This window comes from Pseudomonas sp. T1.Ur (genome assembly GCF_023516725.1).
In the GTDB taxonomy this organism is placed as follows: Bacteria; Pseudomonadota; Gammaproteobacteria; order Pseudomonadales; family Pseudomonadaceae; genus Aquipseudomonas; species Aquipseudomonas alvandae.
Window position 1 is genome coordinate 4198278 of record NZ_JAMGSN010000001.1, and the last position, 20004, is coordinate 4218281.

The following is a 20004-nucleotide window of genomic DNA, read 5'->3' on the forward strand; positions in this document are numbered from 1 at the left end:
AAAAAGGCCCATCTTCGGATGGGCCTTTTTTCATTGCGTTGAAACTTGACCAAGCGGTCGAATACTTCAGGCCGTAGGCGACTCTTGAACGACCCGAATCACCCGTTGCGGAAACGGAATATCAATACCGGACTCCTTCAAGCGATCCCGTGCATGCTCATTGAGCATGAACATCACGGCCCAGTAATCCGCTGTCTTCACCCAGATACGCAGCGACACGGTGATCGAACTGTCGCCCAAGGTCGAAATCACCGCTTCAGGCGCAGGATCAGCCAATACGCGTTCGTCCTTGGCCAACGCCAACAACACTTCCCGGGCCTTTTGCAGGTCGGCCTGGTAATCCACGCCCACATCGAACACTACCTTGCGGGTTGGCTGGCGGTTGGTGTTGGTGATGATGCCGTTCGACAGGTTGCCGTTGGGCACGATGACGGTCTTGTTGTCACCGGTACGAATCACGGTGTGGAAGATCTGGATGCTATCGACCGTACCGGCCACGCCTTGGGCTTCGATCCAGTCACCGATACGAAACGGACGGAACAGCAGGATCAGCACGCCACCGGCGAAATTCGCCAGGCTGCCCTGCAAGGCCAGACCGATCGCCAAGCCTGCCGCACCGATGGCCGCGACGAACGAGGTGGTTTCAATACCGATCATCGAAGCGACACTGACGATCAGTAGAATCTTCAGGATGATGTTTGCCAGGGTACTGATGAACCCTTGCAGCGCGAGGTCGGCGTTACGCAGGGCCAGCAGCGCCCCGAGTTTCTGCGTCACCTTGTTGATCAGCCACCAGCCAATGACCAGGGTGACGACCGCCAGCAGCACACGGCTGCCGTACTCCATGATCATCGGTATCCAGGCCTGGGAAGCCTTGACCAGGTGGTCCACTTCAGCGTTCAAGTCCATCGTGTTCTCCTTGTTTCCGTTGCACGCAATTGTGGCGAGGGAGCTCGCTCCCGCTGGGCTGTAGGAGCCGCGCAGGATCTACGTAGAAGCTACGTAGAAGCTACATAGGAGCTGCGTAGGAGCTGCGTAGGAGCTGCCGAGTGAAACGAGGCTGCGATCTTTCCCAAGACACTTGAATTCCAAGCGAAAAATCAAAAGATCGCAGCCTTCGGCAGCTCCTACAGAGCTCCTACAGAGCCCTGCGGGAATGGGCTCCCTCGCCATCGTATTTCTCTGAAACTGAAGTATCAGTCGCGGAAGTTATTGAACTGTAGCGGCATGCCGAATTCCTTGCCGCGCAGCGCTGCAATGGCTTCTTGCAAATCGTCACGCTTCTTGCCGGTGACCCGCACTTGCTCGCCCTGGATCGCGGCCTGGACCTTGAGCTTGGCGTCCTTGATGTGGGCAACGATCTTCTTTGCCAGTTCCTTGTCGATGCCTTCCTTGAGCACGGCTTCCTGCTTCATCACCTTGCCCGAGGCGTAGGCATCCTTCACTTCAAGGCACTGCACGTCGATCTTGCGCTTGACCAGCGCGAGCTTGAGGATTTCGATCATTGCCTCGAGTTGGAAATCGGCCTCGGCGGTCAGGTTGACGGTCAGGTCCTTTTCCTTGAACTCGAAACTGCCCTTGCCCTTGAGGTCATACCGACGGTCGAGTTCCTTGACGGCGTTTTCAACGGCGTTGGTGACTTCGTGCTTGTCCAGTTCGGATACCACGTCGAATGACGGCATGTAGTGTTCTCCAAATAAAAAGGCGCGCTCATGAAACGGCGCGCACTTGGCTTGTGGTTAAAATCGGGGTCATTATAACGGGTCTTTCCCCGCCGTTACCGCGAGCCCCGCAGATGCCAGCACCAAACCGAGTAAAAAACTGATGTCCACCACCTGGCATGTCCTGGGCGCCGGCAGCCTCGGCACGCTATGGGCCGCGCGCCTGGCCCGCGCCGGCCTGCCGGTGCGGCTGGTGCTGCGCAATGAACAGCGGCTGCAGGATTACCTCGCCGCCGGCGGCCTGACGCTGGTGGAACAGGGCCAGGCACAGTGCTACCCGGTGCCAGGCGAAACCGCGCAGGATTCCGAGCCAATCAAGCGCTTGCTCCTGGCCTGCAAGGCTTACGATGCGCAAGCAGCCGTTGCGTCGGTCGCCCATCGCCTGGACAGCGACTCGGAACTGATCCTGTTGCAGAACGGCCTCGGCAGCCAGGACGCCGTGGCCAACTGCGTGCCTCGGGCGCGCTGTATCAGCGCCTCCAGCACTGAGGGCGCGTTCCGCGACGGTGACTGGCGCGTGGTCTTCGCCGGCCACGGCTACACCTGGCTGGGAGATCCCGCCCACCCCGTCGCGCCGATCTGGCTGGACGACCTGGCGGCGGCAGGTATCCCCCACGAATGGAGCGCCGATATCCTCACCCGTCTGTGGCGCAAACTGGCCCTCAATTGTGCGATCAATCCACTCACCGTACTTCATCATTGCAAGAACGGTGAGTTGCAAGCGCATCGCTGCGAAGTCGCGACTCTCTGCGCCGAACTCATCGAGCTGCTCGAACGCTGCGGCCAGCCCGCCGCCGCCGAAGATTTGCAGACAGAAGTCGAGCGGGTGATCCAGGCCACTGCCGCCAATTATTCCTCGATGTACCAGGACGTCGCCAACCAGCGGCGCACCGAAATCAGCTACCTGCTCGGCCACGCCTGCGCGGTCGCCGAGCGGCATGGCGTGGCGGTGCCGCACCTTGAACAAATGCGCCAGCGACTGATTGCCCACCTGGACAACCTCGGATTGCCCAGCGACTGAGCAGCGGCTACGCTGGCCCTCGTGTTCCTTGTTAGCGACGAGTCCGATGCCATTGCGCCAGCGTCTTGAAAATCTCCCGGTCGGCCAGAAACTGCTGGCGGCCCTGTTGGTGCTGTTGACCACCGTCCTGCTGGTGGCCAACCTGACCTTCATCAGCGCGGCCTATTACATTTCCCAGGAAAGCATGGCGCCCCAGGCGTTGCAGACCATCGGCCGCCTGGTGGCCAACCCGAGCCTGATCTCCGAAGCGCTGCAATCACCCCAAAGCGCCCAGCGCCTGCTCGACGAACTCAACAGCTACGCACCCCTGCGGGCGGCGGCGCTGTACGACGGCCAAGGCGAACGCCTGGCACAGTTGCAACAGGGCGAAAAGCTCAAGCTGCCGGACCATTTCCGCCACATACAGGCCTGGCAGGCCGGTGAGTTTCGCAGCAACCAGATCATCACCCTGCCCCGGCCCGGCACTGCGCCCGGCCATCTGTTGCTGGTGGCCAGCAGCGAATTGCCCACGGCGTTCTACACCGGCACCCTGACCGCCAGCCTCGGCATCCTGATTTTCAGCGTGCTGCTGTGGCTGGTCATTGCCCAGCAGATCAAACGCCTGATCACGCAGCCGATCCACCAACTCGAAGAGCTGTCCCGCCAGGTCACCCGCGAGGAGAATTACGCCCTGCGCGCCGCCCGTGGCAACCATGACGAGATCGGCAGCCTGGCCGAGGCGTTCAATACCATGCTGTCGCGGATCGAAGCCCGCGAGCAGCAACTCAAGCGTGCGCGGGACGACTCCCAGGCGGCCTATGACCAGGCCCAGGGCCTGGCGGAAGAAACCCGCCACACCAACCGCAAGCTGGAGCTGGAAGTCCAGGTGCGCAGCAAGATCGAGAAAAAACTCACCGGCTTCCAGAATTACCTCAATAGCATCATCGACTCCATGCCATCGGCGCTGATTGCCCTCGATGAGCAGCTCTACGTCACCCAATGGAACCAGGAAGCCAGCGCGCTCTCCGGCACACGGCTGGACGAAGCACTGAACCAGCCGATCTTCCTCGCTTTCGAACCCCTGAAGCCGTACCTGCCCCAACTCAAGCAAACGGTCGAACAGCACACGGTGGCGAAGATCGAGCGTGTCACCTGGACCAAGGACGACGAAGCCCGGCACTACGCCCTCACCTTCTATCCGCTGATGGGCGGCGCCGGGCGGGGCGTGGTGATCCGCATCGACGACATCACCCAGCGCCTGTCGCTGGAGGAAATGATGGTGCAATCGGAGAAAATGCTCTCGGTCGGTGGCCTCGCGGCGGGCATGGCCCATGAGATCAATAATCCGCTCGGCGCGATCCTGCACAACGTGCAAAACATCCGCCGACGCCTGTCGGCGGAACTGCCGAAGAACCTCGAACAGGCCGAGCTACTGGGCATCGACTTGCCAGTGGTCAACCGTTACCTGGCAAGCCGCGAGATCCCGCAATTGCTCGACGGCATCCAGCAAGCCGGCGCCCGGGCGGCGAAAATCGTCACCCACATGCTCAGTTTCAGCCGGCGGAGTACGCGGCAGATGGCACCTTGCGACCTGCCGGCGCTGATCGACCAGGCCGTGGAAATCGCCGGTAACGACTTCGACCTGGCGATCGGCTTCGACTTCAAGGGCCAGGCGATCGTCCGCCAGTTCGACCCAAACCTGGGCCCGGTGCCCGGCACGGCCAACGAGTTGGAACAGGTGCTGCTCAACTTGTTGAAAAATGCTGCCCAGGCCATTCATCAACGCCAGGACGATAGCGAGCCCGGCCGAATCATCCTGCGTACCCGCCTGAATCCGCCCTGGGCGGAAATCCAGGTTGAGGACAACGGCATCGGCATGAGCGAGAACGTGCGCAAGCGCACCTTCGAGCCATTCTTCACCACCAAGGAGATCGGCCAGGGCACGGGCCTCGGGCTGTCGGTCTCGTATTTCATCATTACCAACAATCACAAGGGCCAGATGGAAGTGCAATCCGCGCCAGGCCAGGGCACTTGCTTCACCCTGCGCCTGCCCCTGGCGGGCACTTCGATGGTGGCCCAGGAAAACAAGCCAGTGGAGCGCTGAACATGGGTTTTCGCCTGTCGAAGATTTACACCCGCACCGGGGACAAAGGTGAAACCGGGCTGGGCGATGGCCGCCGCGTGGCAAAGGATCACCCGCGGGTCGAAGCGATTGGCGAAGTGGATACGCTGAACAGCCAGCTGGGGTTGTTGCTGGCCGGTCTGGCCGAGGAAACAGCCCGGCATCCCGCGCTACAGGAGGTCATCGCGGTGTTGGCGCCTTGTCAGCACCGGCTGTTCGACTTGGGTGGTGAACTGGCGATGCCGGCTTACCAAGCCTTGAACGTGGCGGAAATCGAGCGGTTGGAAGCGGCGATCGACCGGTGGAACGAGGAGTTGGGACCGCTGGAGAACTTCATCCTGCCCGGTGGCTCTTCCTTGATCGCGCAAGCGCACGTCTGCCGAGCGCTGGCCCGTGGTGCCGAGCGTCGTTGCCAGCAATTGAACGCGGTGGAGCCGTTGGCCGGGCCAGGGCTGGCCTATATCAATCGGTTGTCGGATCTGTTGTTCGTGGCCGCACGGGTCATTGCCCGGCGGCAGGGGGTGGCGGAGGTGCTTTGGGAGGCGGCGGCAAAGCCTGAGGGCTGAATCGTTCTGAGGCCGCCATCGCGAGCAAGCTCGCTCCCACACGGGATTTTCGGCGTTCACAAACCCCCTGTGGGAGCGAGCTTGCTCGCGATGGCGTCAGCGGTTACACCACAAAATCAAGCCTCAGGCCAGAACGCCCGAATCCCCGCCACGCCCTGGGCCCCGGCTTCCCAGGCTTTTTGCCGCTCGCCGGGCCCCACCCCCCCCAACAGATAAACCGGTCTGTCGAAACCTTCGATCAACCGAGCCGCCTCATCCCACCCCAACGGCTTGGCATCGGGATGAGTCTGGGTCGGCTGCACCGGTGACAGCGTCACGAAGTCCACGTCCATCTGCTGCGCCAGGGACAGCTCCTCGGCGTTATGGCACGAGGCCGCCAACCAACGATCCTTCCCGAACGGTCGACCGGCCGCCGCATGCTTGCGCAGTTGCGCGGCGGTGATGTGCCAGCCGGCGGAGGGAAAATCCCCCAGCCATTCGAACGGCCCCTTGAGCATCAACTGGGCCTTGCCGGCACACAACCCCACCGCGTCCACCGCCAGGTCGCGGTATTGCGGGTCGTAGCCGTTGGGCGCTCGGAGCTGGACCAACTTGATCCCGCCAGCAATTGCCTTCTGCATGCCGCGCAGCAAGGCCGGCGTCTCGAGGCCTTCGGGCGTAATCAAGTATTCGCCCGGCAAACGGGCTGCCGCGACGATCGGCTGGTTGGCCGCCGGAAACTCGTAACCGGTCAACGCGCGGGCCGTCACCCACGCCAGCGGTTGACCTTCGGCGCCATGGGGCTCGCCGCTGAAGGCCGAAACCTCCCAGACGTCGAGCAACACTTGCTTGTCCGGGTAGTCGTGACGCACCTTGATCAGTGGCCGGGCGGCTTCGACGACGATGCCCAGTTCCTCGTGAAGCTCCCGGGCCAAGGCGGTTTCGACGGACTCATCGGCCTCGACCTTGCCGCCGGGAAACTCCCACAGGCCACCTTGATGCTGGGTGTCGGCCCGACGGGCAATCAGGATTTTACCAGCGGCGTCACGAATGACCGCCGCCGCCACATGAATTCGTTTCACCGCGCTATTCCTCAGCGTTCATGGAGTCGGTACCGGCACCATCGCGAGCAGGCTCGCTCCACAGGGATTTGTTGAGCGATATCAAACGTGTTCACAACGCAGTTCCACTGGCGGAGCGAACTTGCTCGCGATAGGAGCAACTCGGTATTAAGTCCGATACTCGGCGTTGATCTTGACGTACTCGTGGGACAGGTCGGTGGTCCAGATGGTTTCGCTGCAATCACCCCGGCCCAGCTCGATGCGGATGGTGATTTCTTCCTGCTGCATCACTGCCGCACCCTGGGCTTCGGTGTAGGTCGCGGCGCGGGCGCCCTGGCTGGCGATGCAGACTTCGCCGAGGAACACGTCGATCTTGCTCACGTCCAAGTCCGGCACGCCGGCACGGCCGACAGCGGCGAGGATCCTGCCCCAGTTCGGGTCGGAGGCGAACAACGCGGTCTTGATCAGCGGCGAGTGCGCCACGGTGTAGCCGACGTCCAGGCATTCCTGGTGATTGCCACCGCCGTTGACCTGCACGGTCACGAACTTGGTCGCGCCTTCGCCGTCACGGACGATGGCCTGGGCCACGTCCATGCACACCTCGAATACCGCCTGCTTCAGGGCCGCAAACAACGGGCCGCTGGCTTCGGTGATTTCCGGCAGGTTGGCCTTGCCAGTCGCAATCAGCATGCAGCAGTCGTTGGTGGAGGTGTCGCCGTCGATGGTGATGCGGTTGAACGACTTGTTGGCACCGTCGAGCATCAGGTCCTGCAGCACTTGGCGCGACACCTTGGCGTCGGTGGCGATGTAACCGAGCATGGTCGCCATGTTCGGCCGGATCATCCCGGCACCTTTGCTGATGCCCGTGACGGTGATGGTCACGCCGTCATGCTGGAACTGGCGGCTCGCGCCCTTGGGCAAGGTATCGGTGGTCATGATGCCGGTCGCGGCGGCGGCCCAGTTGTTTTCCGACAGGTCATCAAGGGCGGCTTGCAAAGCGCCTTCGATCTTCTCGACCGGCAACGGTTCGCCGATCACACCGGTGGAGTAAGGCAGCACCTGGCTGGCATCGACGCCAGTCAGCTCAGCCAGCTTGGCGCAGGTGCGCTCGGCGGCAGCCAGGCCCGGCGCGCCGGTACCGGCGTTGGCGTTTCCGGTGTTGGTCAGCAGGTACCGCACCGGTCCCTGCACGCGTTGCTTGGCCAGGATGACCGGTGCGGCGCAAAAGGCGTTGAGCGTGAACACGCCGGCCACCGTCGAGCCTTCGGCGCAACGCATGACCACGACATCCTTGCGCCCAGGACGCTTGATGCCGGCCGAGGCAATACCGAGTTCAAAACCGGCAACCGGGTGCAACGTTGGCAACGGACCAAGACCAACAGCCATGAAAGCGCTCCTTAATAAGTTATTTCAGCACCGCCTTCATCAAGACGGCGAATCAAAATGGCAAAACGCCGCGACAGGAGGTCCTGTCGCGGCGCGGGTCGTTCAGCGTTGAAACGGGATTATTGGATCTGCCCGTGGCAATGCTTGTATTTCTTGCCCGAGCCGCAATAGCACAGTTCGTTACGGCCCAGCTTCTGCTCATTGCGCACCGGGGCGGTGGCCAAGGCAACATCCACGTCGACACCCTCCTCGATCGCCTGGGCCACTTCCAATCCTGGCGCTTCGGCGTGTTCGAACTGCATGCGCGCAGCCAGGGCTTCGGCTTCCTGACGCAGGCGAGCTTCTTCTTCGGCCGGGTCTTCGCGGCGAACCTGGACGTGGGACAGCACGCGGATCGAGTCGCGCTTGATCGAATCGAGCAGCTCGGAGAACAGCGTGAAGGACTCGCGCTTGTATTCCTGCTTCGGATTCTTCTGGGCGTAGCCTCGCAGGTGGATGCCGTGGCGCAGGTGATCCATGGTCGACAGATGGTCTTTCCACAGGTCGTCCAGCACGCGCAGGACGATCTGCTTCTCGAAGGAGCGCAGCGCTTCGGCACCGGCCTGGTCTTCTTTCTCGTTGTACGCGGCGATCAGCTCGGCCAGCAGTTTTTCCCGAAGGGTTTCTTCGTACAGGTGATCGTCTTCGTCGAGCCACTGCTGGATCGGCAAGGACACGCCGAAATCGCTGCGCAGGGAAGCTTCCAGACCCGCGATATCCCACTGTTCCGGCAACGACTGCGGCGGAATGTGGGCGCTGACGGTGGCGTCGAGCACTTCGCGGCGGAAATCGGCGATGGTTTCGCCAATATCGTCGGCGGCCAACAAGCTGTTGCGCATGTGATAGATCACTTTACGCTGCTCGTTGTTGACGTCGTCGAACTCCAGCAATTGCTTGCGGATATCGAAGTTGCGGCCTTCGACCTTGCGCTGGGCCTTTTCGATGGCGTTGGTCACCATGCGGTGCTCGATCGCCTCGCCCGGCTGCATGCCCAGGGCTTTCATGAAGTTCTTCACCCGGTCGGAAGCGAAGATGCGCATCAGGCTGTCTTCCAGCGACAGGTAGAAGCGGCTGGAGCCGGCGTCGCCCTGGCGACCGGCACGGCCACGCAGCTGGTTGTCGATACGACGGGATTCGTGGCGCTCGGAAGCGATCACCTGCAAACCGCCGGATTCCAGCACTTGCTGGTGACGTTTCTGCCAGTCGGCCTTGATCTGCGCGATCTGCTCGGGGGTCGGGTTTTCCAGGGAGGCGACTTCCACTTCCCAGTTGCCGCCCAGCAGGATGTCGGTACCACGGCCGGCCATGTTGGTGGCGATGGTCAGTGCACCCGGGCGACCGGCCTGGGCGATGATCTCGGCTTCCTTCTCGTGGAACTTGGCGTTCAAGACCTTGTGCTCGATGCCTTCCTTGGAGAGCAGGTTGGACATGTGCTCGGAGGTCTCGATGGTGGCGGTACCCACCAGGATCGGACGGCCCTGGGCCATGCCTTCCTTGATGTCGTTGATGATCGCCGCGTATTTCTCTTCGGCGGTCAGGAACACCAGGTCGTTGTAGTCTTTGCGCGCCAGCGGCTTGTTCGGCGGGATCACCACCACTTGCAGGCCATAGATCTGGTGGAATTCGAACGCTTCGGTGTCAGCGGTACCGGTCATGCCGGACAGCTTGTTGTACAGGCGGAAGTAGTTCTGGAAGGTGGTCGAGGCCAGGGTCTGGCTCTCGGCCTGGATGTTCAGGCCTTCCTTGGCTTCGATGGCCTGGTGCAGGCCTTCGGACAGGCGGCGGCCCGGCATGGTACGGCCGGTGTGCTCGTCCACCAGCACGACCTGGCCGTCCTGCACGATGTATTCGACGTTGCGATGGAACAGCTTGTGGGCACGCAGGCCGGCATAGACGTGGGTCAGCAAGCCCAGGTTATGGGCCGAGTACAAGCTTTCGCCTTCAGCCAGCAGGCCGACGCGGGTCAGCATTTCTTCGATGAACTGGTGACCGGATTCGTTGAGCTCGACCTGGCGGGTCTTCTCGTCGACGGTGTAGTGGCCGGCCTGGGTCACTTCGCCTTCGACTTCCTCGACGTGCAGCTTGAGCTGCGGGATCAACTTGTTGATCTCGATGTACAGCTTGGAACTGTCCTCGGCCTGACCGGAAATGATCAGCGGGGTACGGGCTTCGTCGATGAGGATGGAGTCGACTTCGTCGATCACGGCAAAGTTGAGTTCACGCTGGAATTTTTCTTCCATGCTGAACGCCATGTTGTCGCGCAGGTAGTCGAAACCGAATTCGTTGTTGGTGCCGTAGGTGATGTCGGAAGCGTAGGCGGAACGCTTTTCTTCCGGCGGCTGGAACGGCGTGACCACGCCGACCGTCAGGCCGAGGAATTCGTAGAGCGGGCGCATCCAGTTGGCGTCGCGGCGGGCCAGGTAGTCGTTGACCGTCACCACGTGCACGCCCTTGCCGGACAATGCGTTGAGGTACACCGCCAGGGTGGCCACGAGGGTCTTGCCCTCACCGGTACGCATTTCGGCGATCTTGCCTTCGTGCAGCGTCATGCCACCGATCAACTGGACGTCGAAGTGGCGCATGCCCATCACCCGCTTGCCGGCTTCGCGGCAGACCGCAAAGGCTTCGGGCAGGATCTGGTCAAGGGTTTCACCCTTGGCGATGCGGTCCTTGAATTCGGCAGTCTTGGCGCGTAACTGATCGTCCGAAAGGGCCACCATTTGCTCTTCGAAGGCATTGACGATCTGTACCGTCTTGAGCATGCGCTTGACTTCACGCTCGTTCTTGCTTCCAAAAAGTTTCTTTAACAAAGGCGCAAACATATCGGCAGGATCTTCCACACTAAAGGGATGGAGGGCGGCCCCATGAGTCGCCCGTGCAGCCCTCATGGCCGCATGCGAACGAGCATTCTACCCGGAAACGATGGTGAGGAAAGTGGCGTTATTCCACGATGCTGGCACAGCGCTGTGACGGGGCCTCCCTAAAATAAGGGCTTTTGCGCGAACTTCAAGCCACAAGGTGCAGAAGTTACCTATTGATTGTGTGGATAAAAAGTCGTGGGACGAGCGGATCGAGGCGCATCCGGCGCTTTCTGCTACCATGGCGCTCCTGTCATTTGCGGTATCAGTTCATGGCCTTCCGCCCTCTTCCAGCCAAGGCACCCGCCGTTCTGCTGCGCGAAGCCAAGCCGCTGAAAGCCATCTTCGGTCACGCCCGGCGCCTCGGTCATCTGCAACGCCTGCTGGACAGCCAGTTGCAACCCGCCGCGCGCGAGCATTGCCATGTGGCGTCCTGGCGCGAAGGCAGCTTGCTGCTGATCGTCACCGACGGCCATTGGGCCACGCGCTTGCGCTACCAGCAAAAACGCTTGCTGCGTCAACTGCAGGCTTTCGAAGAATTCGCCAACCTGACGCGCATCCTGTTCAAGGTCCAGCCGCCGACCGTACAGGCCGGCGCCAAGGGGCACACACTGGACCTGTCGACTGACGCGGCGGCGACTATCCAGGCCACCGCCGAAGGTATCACCGACCCCAACCTGCGGGCGGCGCTGGAGCGATTGGCGGCGCATGCGCGGCCCAAGGATTGAGATTCTCGTCGCCTGTTAACGGGCTATCGCGAGCAAGCTCGCTCCCACAGTGGATTCGTGGCGGATACACAATCTGTGTCCGCTGAAGATCTCCTGTGGGAGCGAGCCTGCTCGCGAAGGGGGCGACTCGGTCCTTGACCTAACGCCGCTTGCTGCCCCCCAACAACGACCCCATCAACCCCCGCACCAACTGCCGCCCCAATTGGTTGGCCGCCTGGCGCATCGCCGACTTCAAGGCCTGGCCCGCCGCGGTGCCGAGGAATTCCCCGGCCTGTTCGGTGAAGCTCGGCTCGTGCGCCGCCGGCTTGCCCGGCGGCGCCTCCACCTGGGGTTCCAGCCCCTTGCGCCCCATCAACACTTCATAGGCCGACTCGCGATCGATGGGTTTGTCATAGCGCCCCTGCAACGGCGAAGTGGCAATCAACCCGGCCCGCTCGGCCTCGCTCAGCGGCCCGATGCGCGACTGCGGCGGCGCCACCAGCACGCGCTGGACCATTTCCGGCGTGCCTTTTTCCTGCAAGGTGCCAACCAGGGCTTCACCAATGCCCAGCTCCGTCAGCACCGCCAAGGCATCGAATTGCGGGTTCGGCCGGAACCCCTCTGCCACCGCCCGCAAGGATTTTTGTTCCTTGGCAGTGAAAGCCCGCAAACCGTGCTGAATGCGCAACCCCAACTGCGCCAGCACATCATCCGGCAGGTCGCCTGGCGACTGGGTCACGAAATACACCCCGACGCCCTTGGAGCGGATCAACCGCACCACTTGCTCCAGGCGATCCTGCAATGCCTTTGGCGTACCGGCGAACAACAGATGAGCCTCGTCGAAGAACAGTGCGAGCAAAGGCTTGTCCGCATCGCCGCGCTCGGGCAGTTGCTCGAACAGCTCCGCCAGCAGCCAGAGCAGGAACGTCGCGTAGACCTTCGGCGCCTCGTGGACCAGGCGGCTGGCGTCCAGCAGATGAATCCGACCACGCCCATCGCTGGCCGGTTGCAGGATGTCTTCAAGCTGCAACGCCGGCTCACCGAACAAGGCATCGGCGCCCTGCTGCTCCAGCGTCGACAAGCGCCGCATCAGCGCCTGGCTGGAGCCAGTGGTCATCAAGGCCGCATCGTCGCCGAGCAGTTCGGGATTGTCCTTGAGGTGATTGAGCAGTGCCTTCAGGTCCTTGAGGTCCAGCAGCAACAGGCCCTCGCGATCGGCCACCTTGAACGCCGCGTACAACGCCGACTGCTGGCTGTCGGTGAGCTCCAGCAGGCTGCCGAGCAACAACGGGCCCATTTCGCTCAAGGTCGTGCGCAACGGATGACCGGACTGGCCGTGGATGTCCCACAAGGTCACCGGATAAGCCTGGGGCTTGTGGCCAAGCCAGGGCATGCCGGCGATGCGCTCGGCGATCTTGCCCTGGGGAGCGCCGGCAGCGCCGAGGCCGCAGAGGTCGCCCTTGATGTCCGCCGCGAACACCGCCACGCCGGCATCGCTGAACATTTCGGCCAGGCGTTGCAGGGTAACGGTCTTGCCTGTGCCGGTGGCGCCCGCCACCAGACCATGACGGTTCGCCAGGCGCATGGCCTGGGCGACAGGTTGGCCGGCCAGGTCGGCCCCGATAATGAGTTGCGATGAATCAGGCATTTGGTCACCTGTGGGTTTGCGATATGACGCCATTTTGCGCGCTTATATAAAAGCATGCCCAGCGTATTAAGATCCTGGCGCTGGAAATAAAAACCGCATTTGACCGTTTTCATGTGGTCAGAGATTGCTCCCGCTGGACTCTGTAGGAGCTGGCGAAGCCTGCGATCTTTTTGAGCTTTTGGTCTTTCGCTTGGGATTCAAGTGTCTTGGGAAAGATCGCAGCCTCGTTTCACTCGACAGCTCCTACCAGCTCCTACACAGCTCCTGCATAGTTCCTACACAGCCGGCGGGAGCCACATGATCTTTCGGCATCACCGCTACGCCACCGCAACCCCAACCGAACATCTATTCTTACTAAAGGTCAACACAGGAGAACACAGACCGGAGGGATGTTCATCGTGCATATAGCGGACATAACCATGTTCTACGCCCCCGCCAGTGGAGGCGTGCGCACTTATCTGGATGCCAAGCACCGGCGCCTGGGCAATCGGCCCGGTATCCGCCACAGCCTCTTGATTCCCGGCGCTCACATGAGTGAGCAGGACGGGATCTACAAGGTTCCAGCCCCTCCGCTTCCCTTTGGCAAGGGCTATCGCTTCCCGCTTCGCCTGGCGCCCTGGCGCAATGTCCTGCGCGACTTGCAGCCGGACCTGATTGAAGTCGGCGATCCTTACCTCACCGCCTGGGCCGCCCTCGATGCCCGTCGCCAGCTCGATGTGCCCGTTATCGGTTTTTATCACTCCGACCTTCCATTGCTGGTCAGCAACCGCATGGGCAACTGGTTCACACCCAACATCGAGGCCTATGTCAGCAAGCTGTACGGCAACTTCGACCGGGTCCTGGCGCCGAGTCAGGTCATGGCCGACAAGTTGACCGGGCTAGGCGTCAGGAATGTCTATGTACAGCCCTTGGGCGTCGATCTACAAACCTTCAATCCCGCCGCTCGCGACCCCGAGCTGCGCGCCGAGCTGGGCATCGCCGAAGATGCCCGCCTGCTGATTTTCGCCGGGCGCGGCTCCAAGGAAAAAAACCTGCCGGTGCTGCTCAAGTGCATGAAGCGCCTGGGCGAGCGCTACCACCTGCTGCTGGTAGGGTCCTCCATGCCAGCCGTGGTGCCGGACAACGTCACCGTGATCGATGAGTTCTGCCCGGCGCCGCAAGTCGCCCGGCTGATGGCAAGCGCCGACGCCCTGCTGCATGCCGGCGACCAGGAGACGTTCGGCCTGGTGATCCTTGAAGCCATGGCCAGCGGCATCCCGGTGGTGGCGGTCGCCGCGGGCGCGTTCAGCGAGCTGGTCCACGAAGACTGTGGCCTGTTGTGCGCGCCGAACAATCCCCAGGCGATGGCGAACGCCGTGCGGCAACTGTTCGCCGAAGGCTGTCAGCAGCGCGGCACCCGGGCACGCCGGCACGTGGAACGGCATTACGCCTGGGATTCGGTGGTCAACAGCCTGTTGGGCCACTACTACAGCGTGCTTGGCGCAGAGATGCCCATGCTGGCCAATGGGTGAGGCGCAACCGATGACGATGAATCCCTCTCCCAGCGTGTTGCTGGTGCTTCACGACGTCGCGCCGCAGACCTGGCCTGATTACCAGCCGTTCGTCGAGGCCGTCGACGCCCTTGGCCAGGTCCCGATGACCTGGCTGGTGGTGCCGGACTTTCACCACACCAATGCGCTGGACGATCACCCCGGTTTCCGGCGCCTGCTCGACGGCCGGGTCGAGCGCGGTGACGAACTGGTCCTGCACGGTTATTACCATTGCGACGATGGGCCGCCCGCCCTTCACCCCAAGGACTGGTTCATGCGCCGGGTCTACACCCACGAAGGCGAATTCTATGATCTGTCCGAGGAGGCCGCCCTCGCCCGCCTGCATGCGGGCATCGAGCTTTTCCAGCGTTACCAATGGCCGCTGGAGGGTTTCGTCGCCCCAGCCTGGTTGATGAGCGAAGGCACTCGCCGGGCTTTGCGCCAGTTGCCCTTGCGTTACACCAGCGATACCCAGCACCTCTATCGTTTGCCGGACTTCTCTCCCATCGATGCCCCAGGGCTGGTCTGGAGCGCCCGCAATGCCTGGCGCCGGGGACTGTCGAAAATCATCAGCGACCAACGGGAACAGCGCTGGCGCCAGGCACCGGTGATCCGCCTGGGCCTGCACCCGGTGGACATGCGCCACGACTTCTCCCGGGATTATTGGCTACGCACTTTGGCACGCCTGCTCGAGGATGGCCGCGTGCCCATGACCAAGGCCGGCTGGCTGGCAACCCAGGGCCTGCGGGTCAGTCACGCCGCATGAAGCGCCTGGTCTGGCTCGTCGCTGCCCTGCTCATCGCGTTGCTGGTGCCGATGCTGGTGGGCGGCGGGGAAATGTGGGCGCGGGTGCAGCGTTTTCCCTTGTCGCTGCTGCTGGTCATGCTCGGCATGATCGTACTCTGCTGGGGCTTGAATTCAGTGCGCCTGCGCTTGTTGCTGGGGGAACATCGCGAACGCATCGGTGGCCTCAAAAGCATGGGCGTGGTCATGTCCACCGAGTTCGCCATGTGCGCGACGCCCGGCGGCAGCGGTGGACCGTTGACCCTGATGGCCCTGCTGGCGCGCAACGGCGTGCGCCCGGCCCATGGCAGCGCCGTGTTTGCCATGGATCAGTTGAGTGACTTGCTGTTTTTCCTCTGCGCCCTGTTGGGCATCCTGTTCTACGCGCTGTTCCAGAATCTCAGTCAACGCCTGGAATGGATGCTGGCGCTGAGTGCCGTGTCATTGTTCGGCGGCCTGCTCTGCTGCGGGTTCGTGGCGCGCTACCATCGTCGGCTGATTCTGGTAGGCGCACGGTTGCTGCGCCATCTGCGTGTACGCTCCACCACGCGCCGGCGCTGGGGACGCAAGATCCTGCACTTCCTGGCGGCGTTTACCGACACGCTGAAGCTGCCTCGACAGACGTTGTGCCAGGTGTTCGGCCTGACGTGCCTGCATTGGGCGCTGCGCTACAGCGTGCTCTATCTGGCATTGAAAGGGCTGGGGGCGGATTTGCAATGGGCCTGGAGTTTCCTGATCCAGATGCTGTCCCTGAGCGCAGGACAGTTCAGCCTGCTACCGGGCGGCGCCGGAGCGGCGGAGTTGACTTCGGCGGCATTGCTCGCGCCCATGGTGGGCAAATCCACCGCGGCGGCGGCGATTCTGATCTGGCGGGCGGTGACGTATTACTTCTATCTGCTGGCCGGAGGGCCGGTGTTCTTCATGGTGGTCGGGCGACCGTTGATCAAGAAGCTGATCAGGCTGCGGCAGGCGTGACCGCTCACCGCTTGGGTTCGGAGTCGTCCTGGGATTGCTTGTGCAAATCTTCCCAGAGCTTTGCGGCATCGGGAAATTCGGTGCCGTCCTCGGGGCTCAACGCCTCGGGATCGTAGCGGCTCAGGCAGCCCTCGCCCACGGTTGGCGGAGCTTTCGCGGTGGCTTTGTCCAAGGGATCGGTCATGGCTTAACTTGCTCCTCAAGGCTAATCGTGGCGGGAGCGCTTGCTCCCGCGAGGTTGTTGTAGGAGCTGCCGAGAGAAGCGAGGCTGCGATCTTTTACCTGACGCTTGAGTCTCAACCAAAGATCAAAAGACCGTCCGAACGCGGCCCGAGCCTTCGCCAGCTCCTACAACCGCTGCGGGAGCAAGCGCCCTCGCCACGGGGTTCTGCGTGGGATCAGAATACGACGGTCTTGTTGCCGTGCACCAACACGCGGTCTTCAAGGTGATAACGCAAGCCGCGCGCCAACACCATCTTCTCCACGTCGCGACCGAATCGCACCATGTCCTCAATGCTGTCACTGTGGCTGACGCGCACCACGTCCTGCTCGATGATCGGGCCGGCGTCCAGCTCCTCGGTCACGTAGTGGCACGTCGCGCCGATCAGCTTCACGCCGCGCATCGAAGCCTGGTGATACGGCTTCGCACCCACGAACGACGGCAGGAAACTGTGGTGGATGTTGATGACTTTGTGCGCGTATTCGCTGCACAGGGACGGTGGCAGGATTTGCATGTAGCGTGCCAGCACCACCACCTCGGCATCATGCTGCTTGACCAGGCGCGAGACTTCGGCGAACGCCGGTTGCTTGTCCTGCGGATTGACCGGCACGTGGTAGTACGGGATGCCATGCCACTCCACCATGCTGCGCAAGTCGTCATGGTTGGAAATCACGCAGGCGATGTCGCAATCGAGCTCATCGCTGTGCCAGCGGTGCAGCAAGTCAGCCAGGCAGTGAGACTCACGACTGGCCATCAGCACCACGCGTTTCTTCTGTGCGGTATCGGTGATGCGCCAATCCATCGAAAACTCTTCGGCGATGGGAGCGAACGCCTCGCGAAAGGCGTCGATGCCGAAGGGCAGCGAGTCAGCACGGATCTCGTGACGCATGAAGAACCAGCCACTCTGATTGTCCGAATGATGGCTTGCCTCAGTGATCCAACCGTTATGGGACGCCAGAAAGTTACTGACTTTAGCAACGATACCGACGCGGTCCGGGCAAGCGATCACCAGCCGAAAAGTGCGCATTAGGGAAACTCCAGAACTTTCGCAAAGGCGGCCATTCTAGCCACTGTGCGGCAAAACTGCAGTACTGATGACACCAGCACCCTCTCCGCGATCAGCCAAGGCTGGAAATGGCCTGGCCTACGGTGGCACCGCTATATGTGTGTGAACAGATGTGAACGCCAATCACCTTACTTATTGCACCGACCATTTTGTGACACTGCACTATTTAACTAAATAAACACGGGTTAAATGTTTACTTGATGAAACTGTCTGATTACTATTGCTTCACAGTGTCCTTGTCACCCGCGTCCTACATAAGGTAGTCCCCATGTCCCTGATCAACGAATACCGCGCTACAGAAGAAGCCATCAAAGAACTGCAAGCTCGCCTGAAAAATCTGTCGGAAGACGACAAACTGCAAAAAGAACTGGAATTCGAAGGCAAACTGCGCACTCTGATGGGCGAATACTCCAAGTCCCTGCGCGATATCATTGCCCTGCTGGACCCAGAAGCCAAATCGAGCAAAGCCCCTCGTGGCGCTGCAAAAACTACTGGCACCAAACGCGCTCGCAAAGTTAAGCAGTACAAAAACCCGCATAACGGCGAAGTCATCGAAACCAAAGGTGGCAACCACAAGACACTGAAAGAGTGGAAAGCCAAGTGGGGCGGTGACGTGGTAGAAGGCTGGGCAACCCTGCTGGGCTAAGCCTCGCCAGCCGGCATCGCGCTTTACGCGAAGCTTACCAAGCAAAAAACGCCAGCCATAGCTGGCGTTTTTTTATACCTTCGTTTAACCCCCCAGGGCTTGAATCGCAGCGTGGCAATTCAAAGGCTGAAACGCTTACGTAATTGTTGGCTGTAGCCTTGCCACTGCATCAGTACCTCTTGCTGCAATGATGTAGAGAGCCCCAGCCACTCTGCCATTGCCTCATCGAAACTGTTCAACGTATTAGGTGCGCCCCACTCCGGGGACGACAGGCGTTGCTGGCAAAATAGTTTCCAACGCGCCTGCTCTTCTGGATCCAAGGTGTCCGGGAAATTGCGGGCACGATATCGAAACAATAATTCCGGCAGTCGCTCATCGTCAAAAGGCCAATGCCCTTGTGCCAATTGAGCCGGATCCGCCATGCGAACTTGCTCACATAAACGACGATCTCTATCCCCCAGAAACCCCGCATATAACTGCTGCTCGGGATCTTCGCTGGCGGTGAAATCTTCCTGCCCGTAAATAGTCTGGAGTTTGCCCTGCCAGACGTGCTGTGCGTCAGTTAGCCGCAGCGCCCGCTCCCGAACGCCCTCCATGTCCAGCTGCAGCCGTAGTTGGTCCTCGGCGCGCAGGACAGCCAGTGGCGCAACCACCGGGCACTTGTTGATGTGAATGAGTTTGAGGGGCACCGGCAGTTCGCCGTCGAGCAGCTCTTCGCGGCGGGTGTACAACCGTTGACGCAGGATCTGCGCATCATGGTCCAGCAAGCCCTGGGGATCCAGGTGCAAGTCGCAGACGATCAAGGCGTTGCGGTTCTTCGGATGCCAGGCCAGCGGCAGCACCACGCCGATGTAGTTTCGCGCCGCCGAAAAACGCCCGGATATATGCACCATCGGCTGCAACAGGCGAATCTGGTCCAGCACCTTCTGTTTGCTGCGCAACTGGAACAACCAGTCATAGAGCCGTGGTTGTTTCTCGCGGATCAACCGAGCCAGGGCAATCGTCGCGCGCACATCCGACAACGCATCATGGGCCTGGCCGTGGTCGATGCCGTTGGCAGCGGTCAGGCGTTCGAGCTTGAGGGTGACGCGGCCATCCTCTTGTGGCCAGGCAATGCCCTCGGGGCGCAAGGCATAGGCGGCGCGCACCAGGTCGATCAGGTCCCAGCGGCTGTTACCGCCCTGCCACTCCCGCGCGTACGGATCGAAAAAATTCCGGTACAGGCTGTAGCGGGTCATTTCATCGTCGAAGCGCAAGGTGTTGTAGCCCGCGCCGCAGGTTCCGGGGGCAGCCAGTTGCGCGTGGACGCGGGTCATGAAATCGGCTTCGCTCAAGCCTTTTTCCGCCAGTTGCGCCGGGGTGATCCCGGTGATCGCACAGGCGGCCGGATGCGGCAGGATGTCATCGCTGGGCCGGCAGTAGAGGTTCACCGGCGCGTCGATTTCGTTGAGTTCGAAATCGGTACGGATCCCCGCCACTTGCAAGGGCCGGTCGCAACGCGGATTGATGCCGGTGGTCTCGTAGTCGTACCAGAAGATGGAAGTCACGGTGGGTTCCTGAGCTGAAGACTGGCGAAGTCTAGGCGTTCGAACCCGACACCCGCCACCGTTTCCGCCAGCGATCCTGTTGCAGCGCATGAAATGACACAAACAGTTGTATCGTGCGCCCGCACGAAGACTGCTAGCATCTGGGCCGAGA

17 protein-coding genes are annotated in these 20004 nt (G+C 61.6%); 8 read left to right on the forward strand and 9 right to left on the reverse strand.

The annotated features are described in order from the left end of the window. Positions 1-66: 66 nt before the first annotated feature. Entirely contained in the window at positions 67-909 is an 843-nt protein-coding gene (locus M8Q45_RS18780) for a mechanosensitive ion channel family protein (RefSeq protein WP_249875923.1), read from the reverse strand. Positions 910-1196: 287 nt separating this feature from the next. Continuing rightward, complete coding sequence (locus M8Q45_RS18785; RefSeq protein WP_030140812.1) at positions 1197-1682, reverse strand: YajQ family cyclic di-GMP-binding protein; 486 nt, start codon at positions 1680-1682, stop codon at positions 1197-1199. A gap of 142 nt (positions 1683-1824) precedes the next feature. On the opposite strand from M8Q45_RS18785, the gene M8Q45_RS18790 reads away from it, so the two are divergent. From M8Q45_RS18790 to M8Q45_RS18800, 3 genes are read left to right on the forward strand one after another with little or no spacing between them, the layout of a single operon-like run. After that, positions 1825-2742 carry a putative 2-dehydropantoate 2-reductase gene (locus tag M8Q45_RS18790; RefSeq protein WP_249875924.1) on the forward strand — a complete coding sequence of 306 codons (918 nt, stop codon included), beginning with the start codon at positions 1825-1827 and terminating at the stop codon, positions 2740-2742. A 46-nt stretch (positions 2743-2788) separates the two neighbouring features. Next, a complete protein-coding gene (locus tag M8Q45_RS18795) occupies positions 2789-4825 on the forward strand; it encodes a sensor histidine kinase (protein ID WP_249875925.1) in 2037 nt (678 codons plus the stop codon). Between the two features lie 2 nt (positions 4826-4827). After that, positions 4828-5409 carry a cob(I)yrinic acid a,c-diamide adenosyltransferase gene (locus tag M8Q45_RS18800; protein WP_249875926.1) on the forward strand — a complete coding sequence of 194 codons (582 nt, stop codon included), beginning with the start codon at positions 4828-4830 and terminating at the stop codon, positions 5407-5409. A 116-nt stretch (positions 5410-5525) separates the two neighbouring features. Here the strand turns inward: M8Q45_RS18800 and M8Q45_RS18805 are convergent, their stop codons facing one another. The 3 genes from M8Q45_RS18805 to secA all read right to left on the reverse strand — a co-directional run bounded on the left by M8Q45_RS18805 (position 5526) and on the right by secA (position 10696). Next, the gene (locus tag M8Q45_RS18805) at positions 5526-6470 is read right to left on the reverse strand and encodes a Nudix family hydrolase (protein ID WP_249875927.1); all 945 of its coding nucleotides are present in this window, start codon (positions 6468-6470) and stop codon (positions 5526-5528) included. 147 nt (positions 6471-6617) lie between these two features. After that, positions 6618-7835 (reverse strand): bifunctional glutamate N-acetyltransferase/amino-acid acetyltransferase ArgJ, encoded by a 1218-nt coding sequence (gene argJ / locus M8Q45_RS18810; RefSeq protein WP_249875928.1) that lies wholly within the window; start codon positions 7833-7835, stop codon positions 6618-6620. Positions 7836-7954: 119 nt separating this feature from the next. Then, positions 7955-10696, reverse strand: coding sequence for a preprotein translocase subunit SecA (gene secA, locus M8Q45_RS18815; RefSeq protein ID WP_249875929.1), 2742 nt, complete (start codon positions 10694-10696; stop codon positions 7955-7957). Positions 10697-11004: 308 nt separating this feature from the next. Between secA and M8Q45_RS18820 the strand changes: the two genes are divergently transcribed. Further along, complete coding sequence (locus M8Q45_RS18820) at positions 11005-11460, forward strand: DUF721 domain-containing protein (RefSeq protein WP_249875930.1); 456 nt, start codon at positions 11005-11007, stop codon at positions 11458-11460. 139 nt (positions 11461-11599) lie between these two features. Here M8Q45_RS18820 and M8Q45_RS18825 read toward each other — a convergent pair whose 3' ends face one another. After that, positions 11600-13087 carry a helicase HerA-like domain-containing protein gene (locus tag M8Q45_RS18825; RefSeq protein WP_249875931.1) on the reverse strand — a complete coding sequence of 496 codons (1488 nt, stop codon included), beginning with the start codon at positions 13085-13087 and terminating at the stop codon, positions 11600-11602. Between the two features lie 389 nt (positions 13088-13476). Here M8Q45_RS18825 and gpgS point away from each other — a divergent pair, with 389 nt between their 5' ends. Genes gpgS through gpgF form a run of 3 tightly spaced genes read left to right on the forward strand, consistent with a single transcriptional unit; the run spans position 13477 to position 16374 of the window. After that, positions 13477-14598, forward strand: a complete 1122-nt coding sequence (gene gpgS / locus M8Q45_RS18830; protein ID WP_249875932.1) for an N-acetylglucosaminyl phosphatidylglycerol synthase — start codon at positions 13477-13479, stop codon at positions 14596-14598. 10 nt (positions 14599-14608) lie between these two features. Beyond that, entirely contained in the window at positions 14609-15382 is a 774-nt protein-coding gene (gpgD, locus tag M8Q45_RS18835) for an N-acetylglucosaminyl phosphatidylglycerol deacetylase (RefSeq protein WP_502940357.1), read from the forward strand. Then, positions 15379-16374, forward strand: coding sequence for a glucosaminyl phosphatidylglycerol flippase (gpgF, locus tag M8Q45_RS18840; protein WP_249875933.1), 996 nt, complete (start codon positions 15379-15381; stop codon positions 16372-16374). The genes gpgD and gpgF overlap by 4 nt, the downstream gene beginning before the upstream one ends. Before the next feature lie 4 nt (positions 16375-16378). Here the strand turns inward: gpgF and M8Q45_RS18845 are convergent, their stop codons facing one another. Together M8Q45_RS18845 and purU are read right to left on the reverse strand one after the other, a co-directional pair. Then, complete coding sequence (locus M8Q45_RS18845; protein WP_249875934.1) at positions 16379-16558, reverse strand: hypothetical protein; 180 nt, start codon at positions 16556-16558, stop codon at positions 16379-16381. 214 nt (positions 16559-16772) lie between these two features. Continuing rightward, positions 16773-17621 carry a formyltetrahydrofolate deformylase gene (purU, locus tag M8Q45_RS18850; protein WP_249875935.1) on the reverse strand — a complete coding sequence of 283 codons (849 nt, stop codon included), beginning with the start codon at positions 17619-17621 and terminating at the stop codon, positions 16773-16775. Between the two features lie 307 nt (positions 17622-17928). Between purU and mvaT the strand changes: the two genes are divergently transcribed. Next, positions 17929-18306, forward strand: coding sequence for a histone-like nucleoid-structuring protein MvaT (gene mvaT, locus M8Q45_RS18855; RefSeq protein WP_249875936.1), 378 nt, complete (start codon positions 17929-17931; stop codon positions 18304-18306). A 119-nt stretch (positions 18307-18425) separates the two neighbouring features. On the opposite strand, the gene sbcB is transcribed toward mvaT, so the two are convergent. Further along, a complete protein-coding gene (gene sbcB / locus M8Q45_RS18860; protein ID WP_249875937.1) occupies positions 18426-19853 on the reverse strand; it encodes an exodeoxyribonuclease I in 1428 nt (475 codons plus the stop codon). Between the last annotated feature and the right edge of the window lie 151 nt (positions 19854-20004).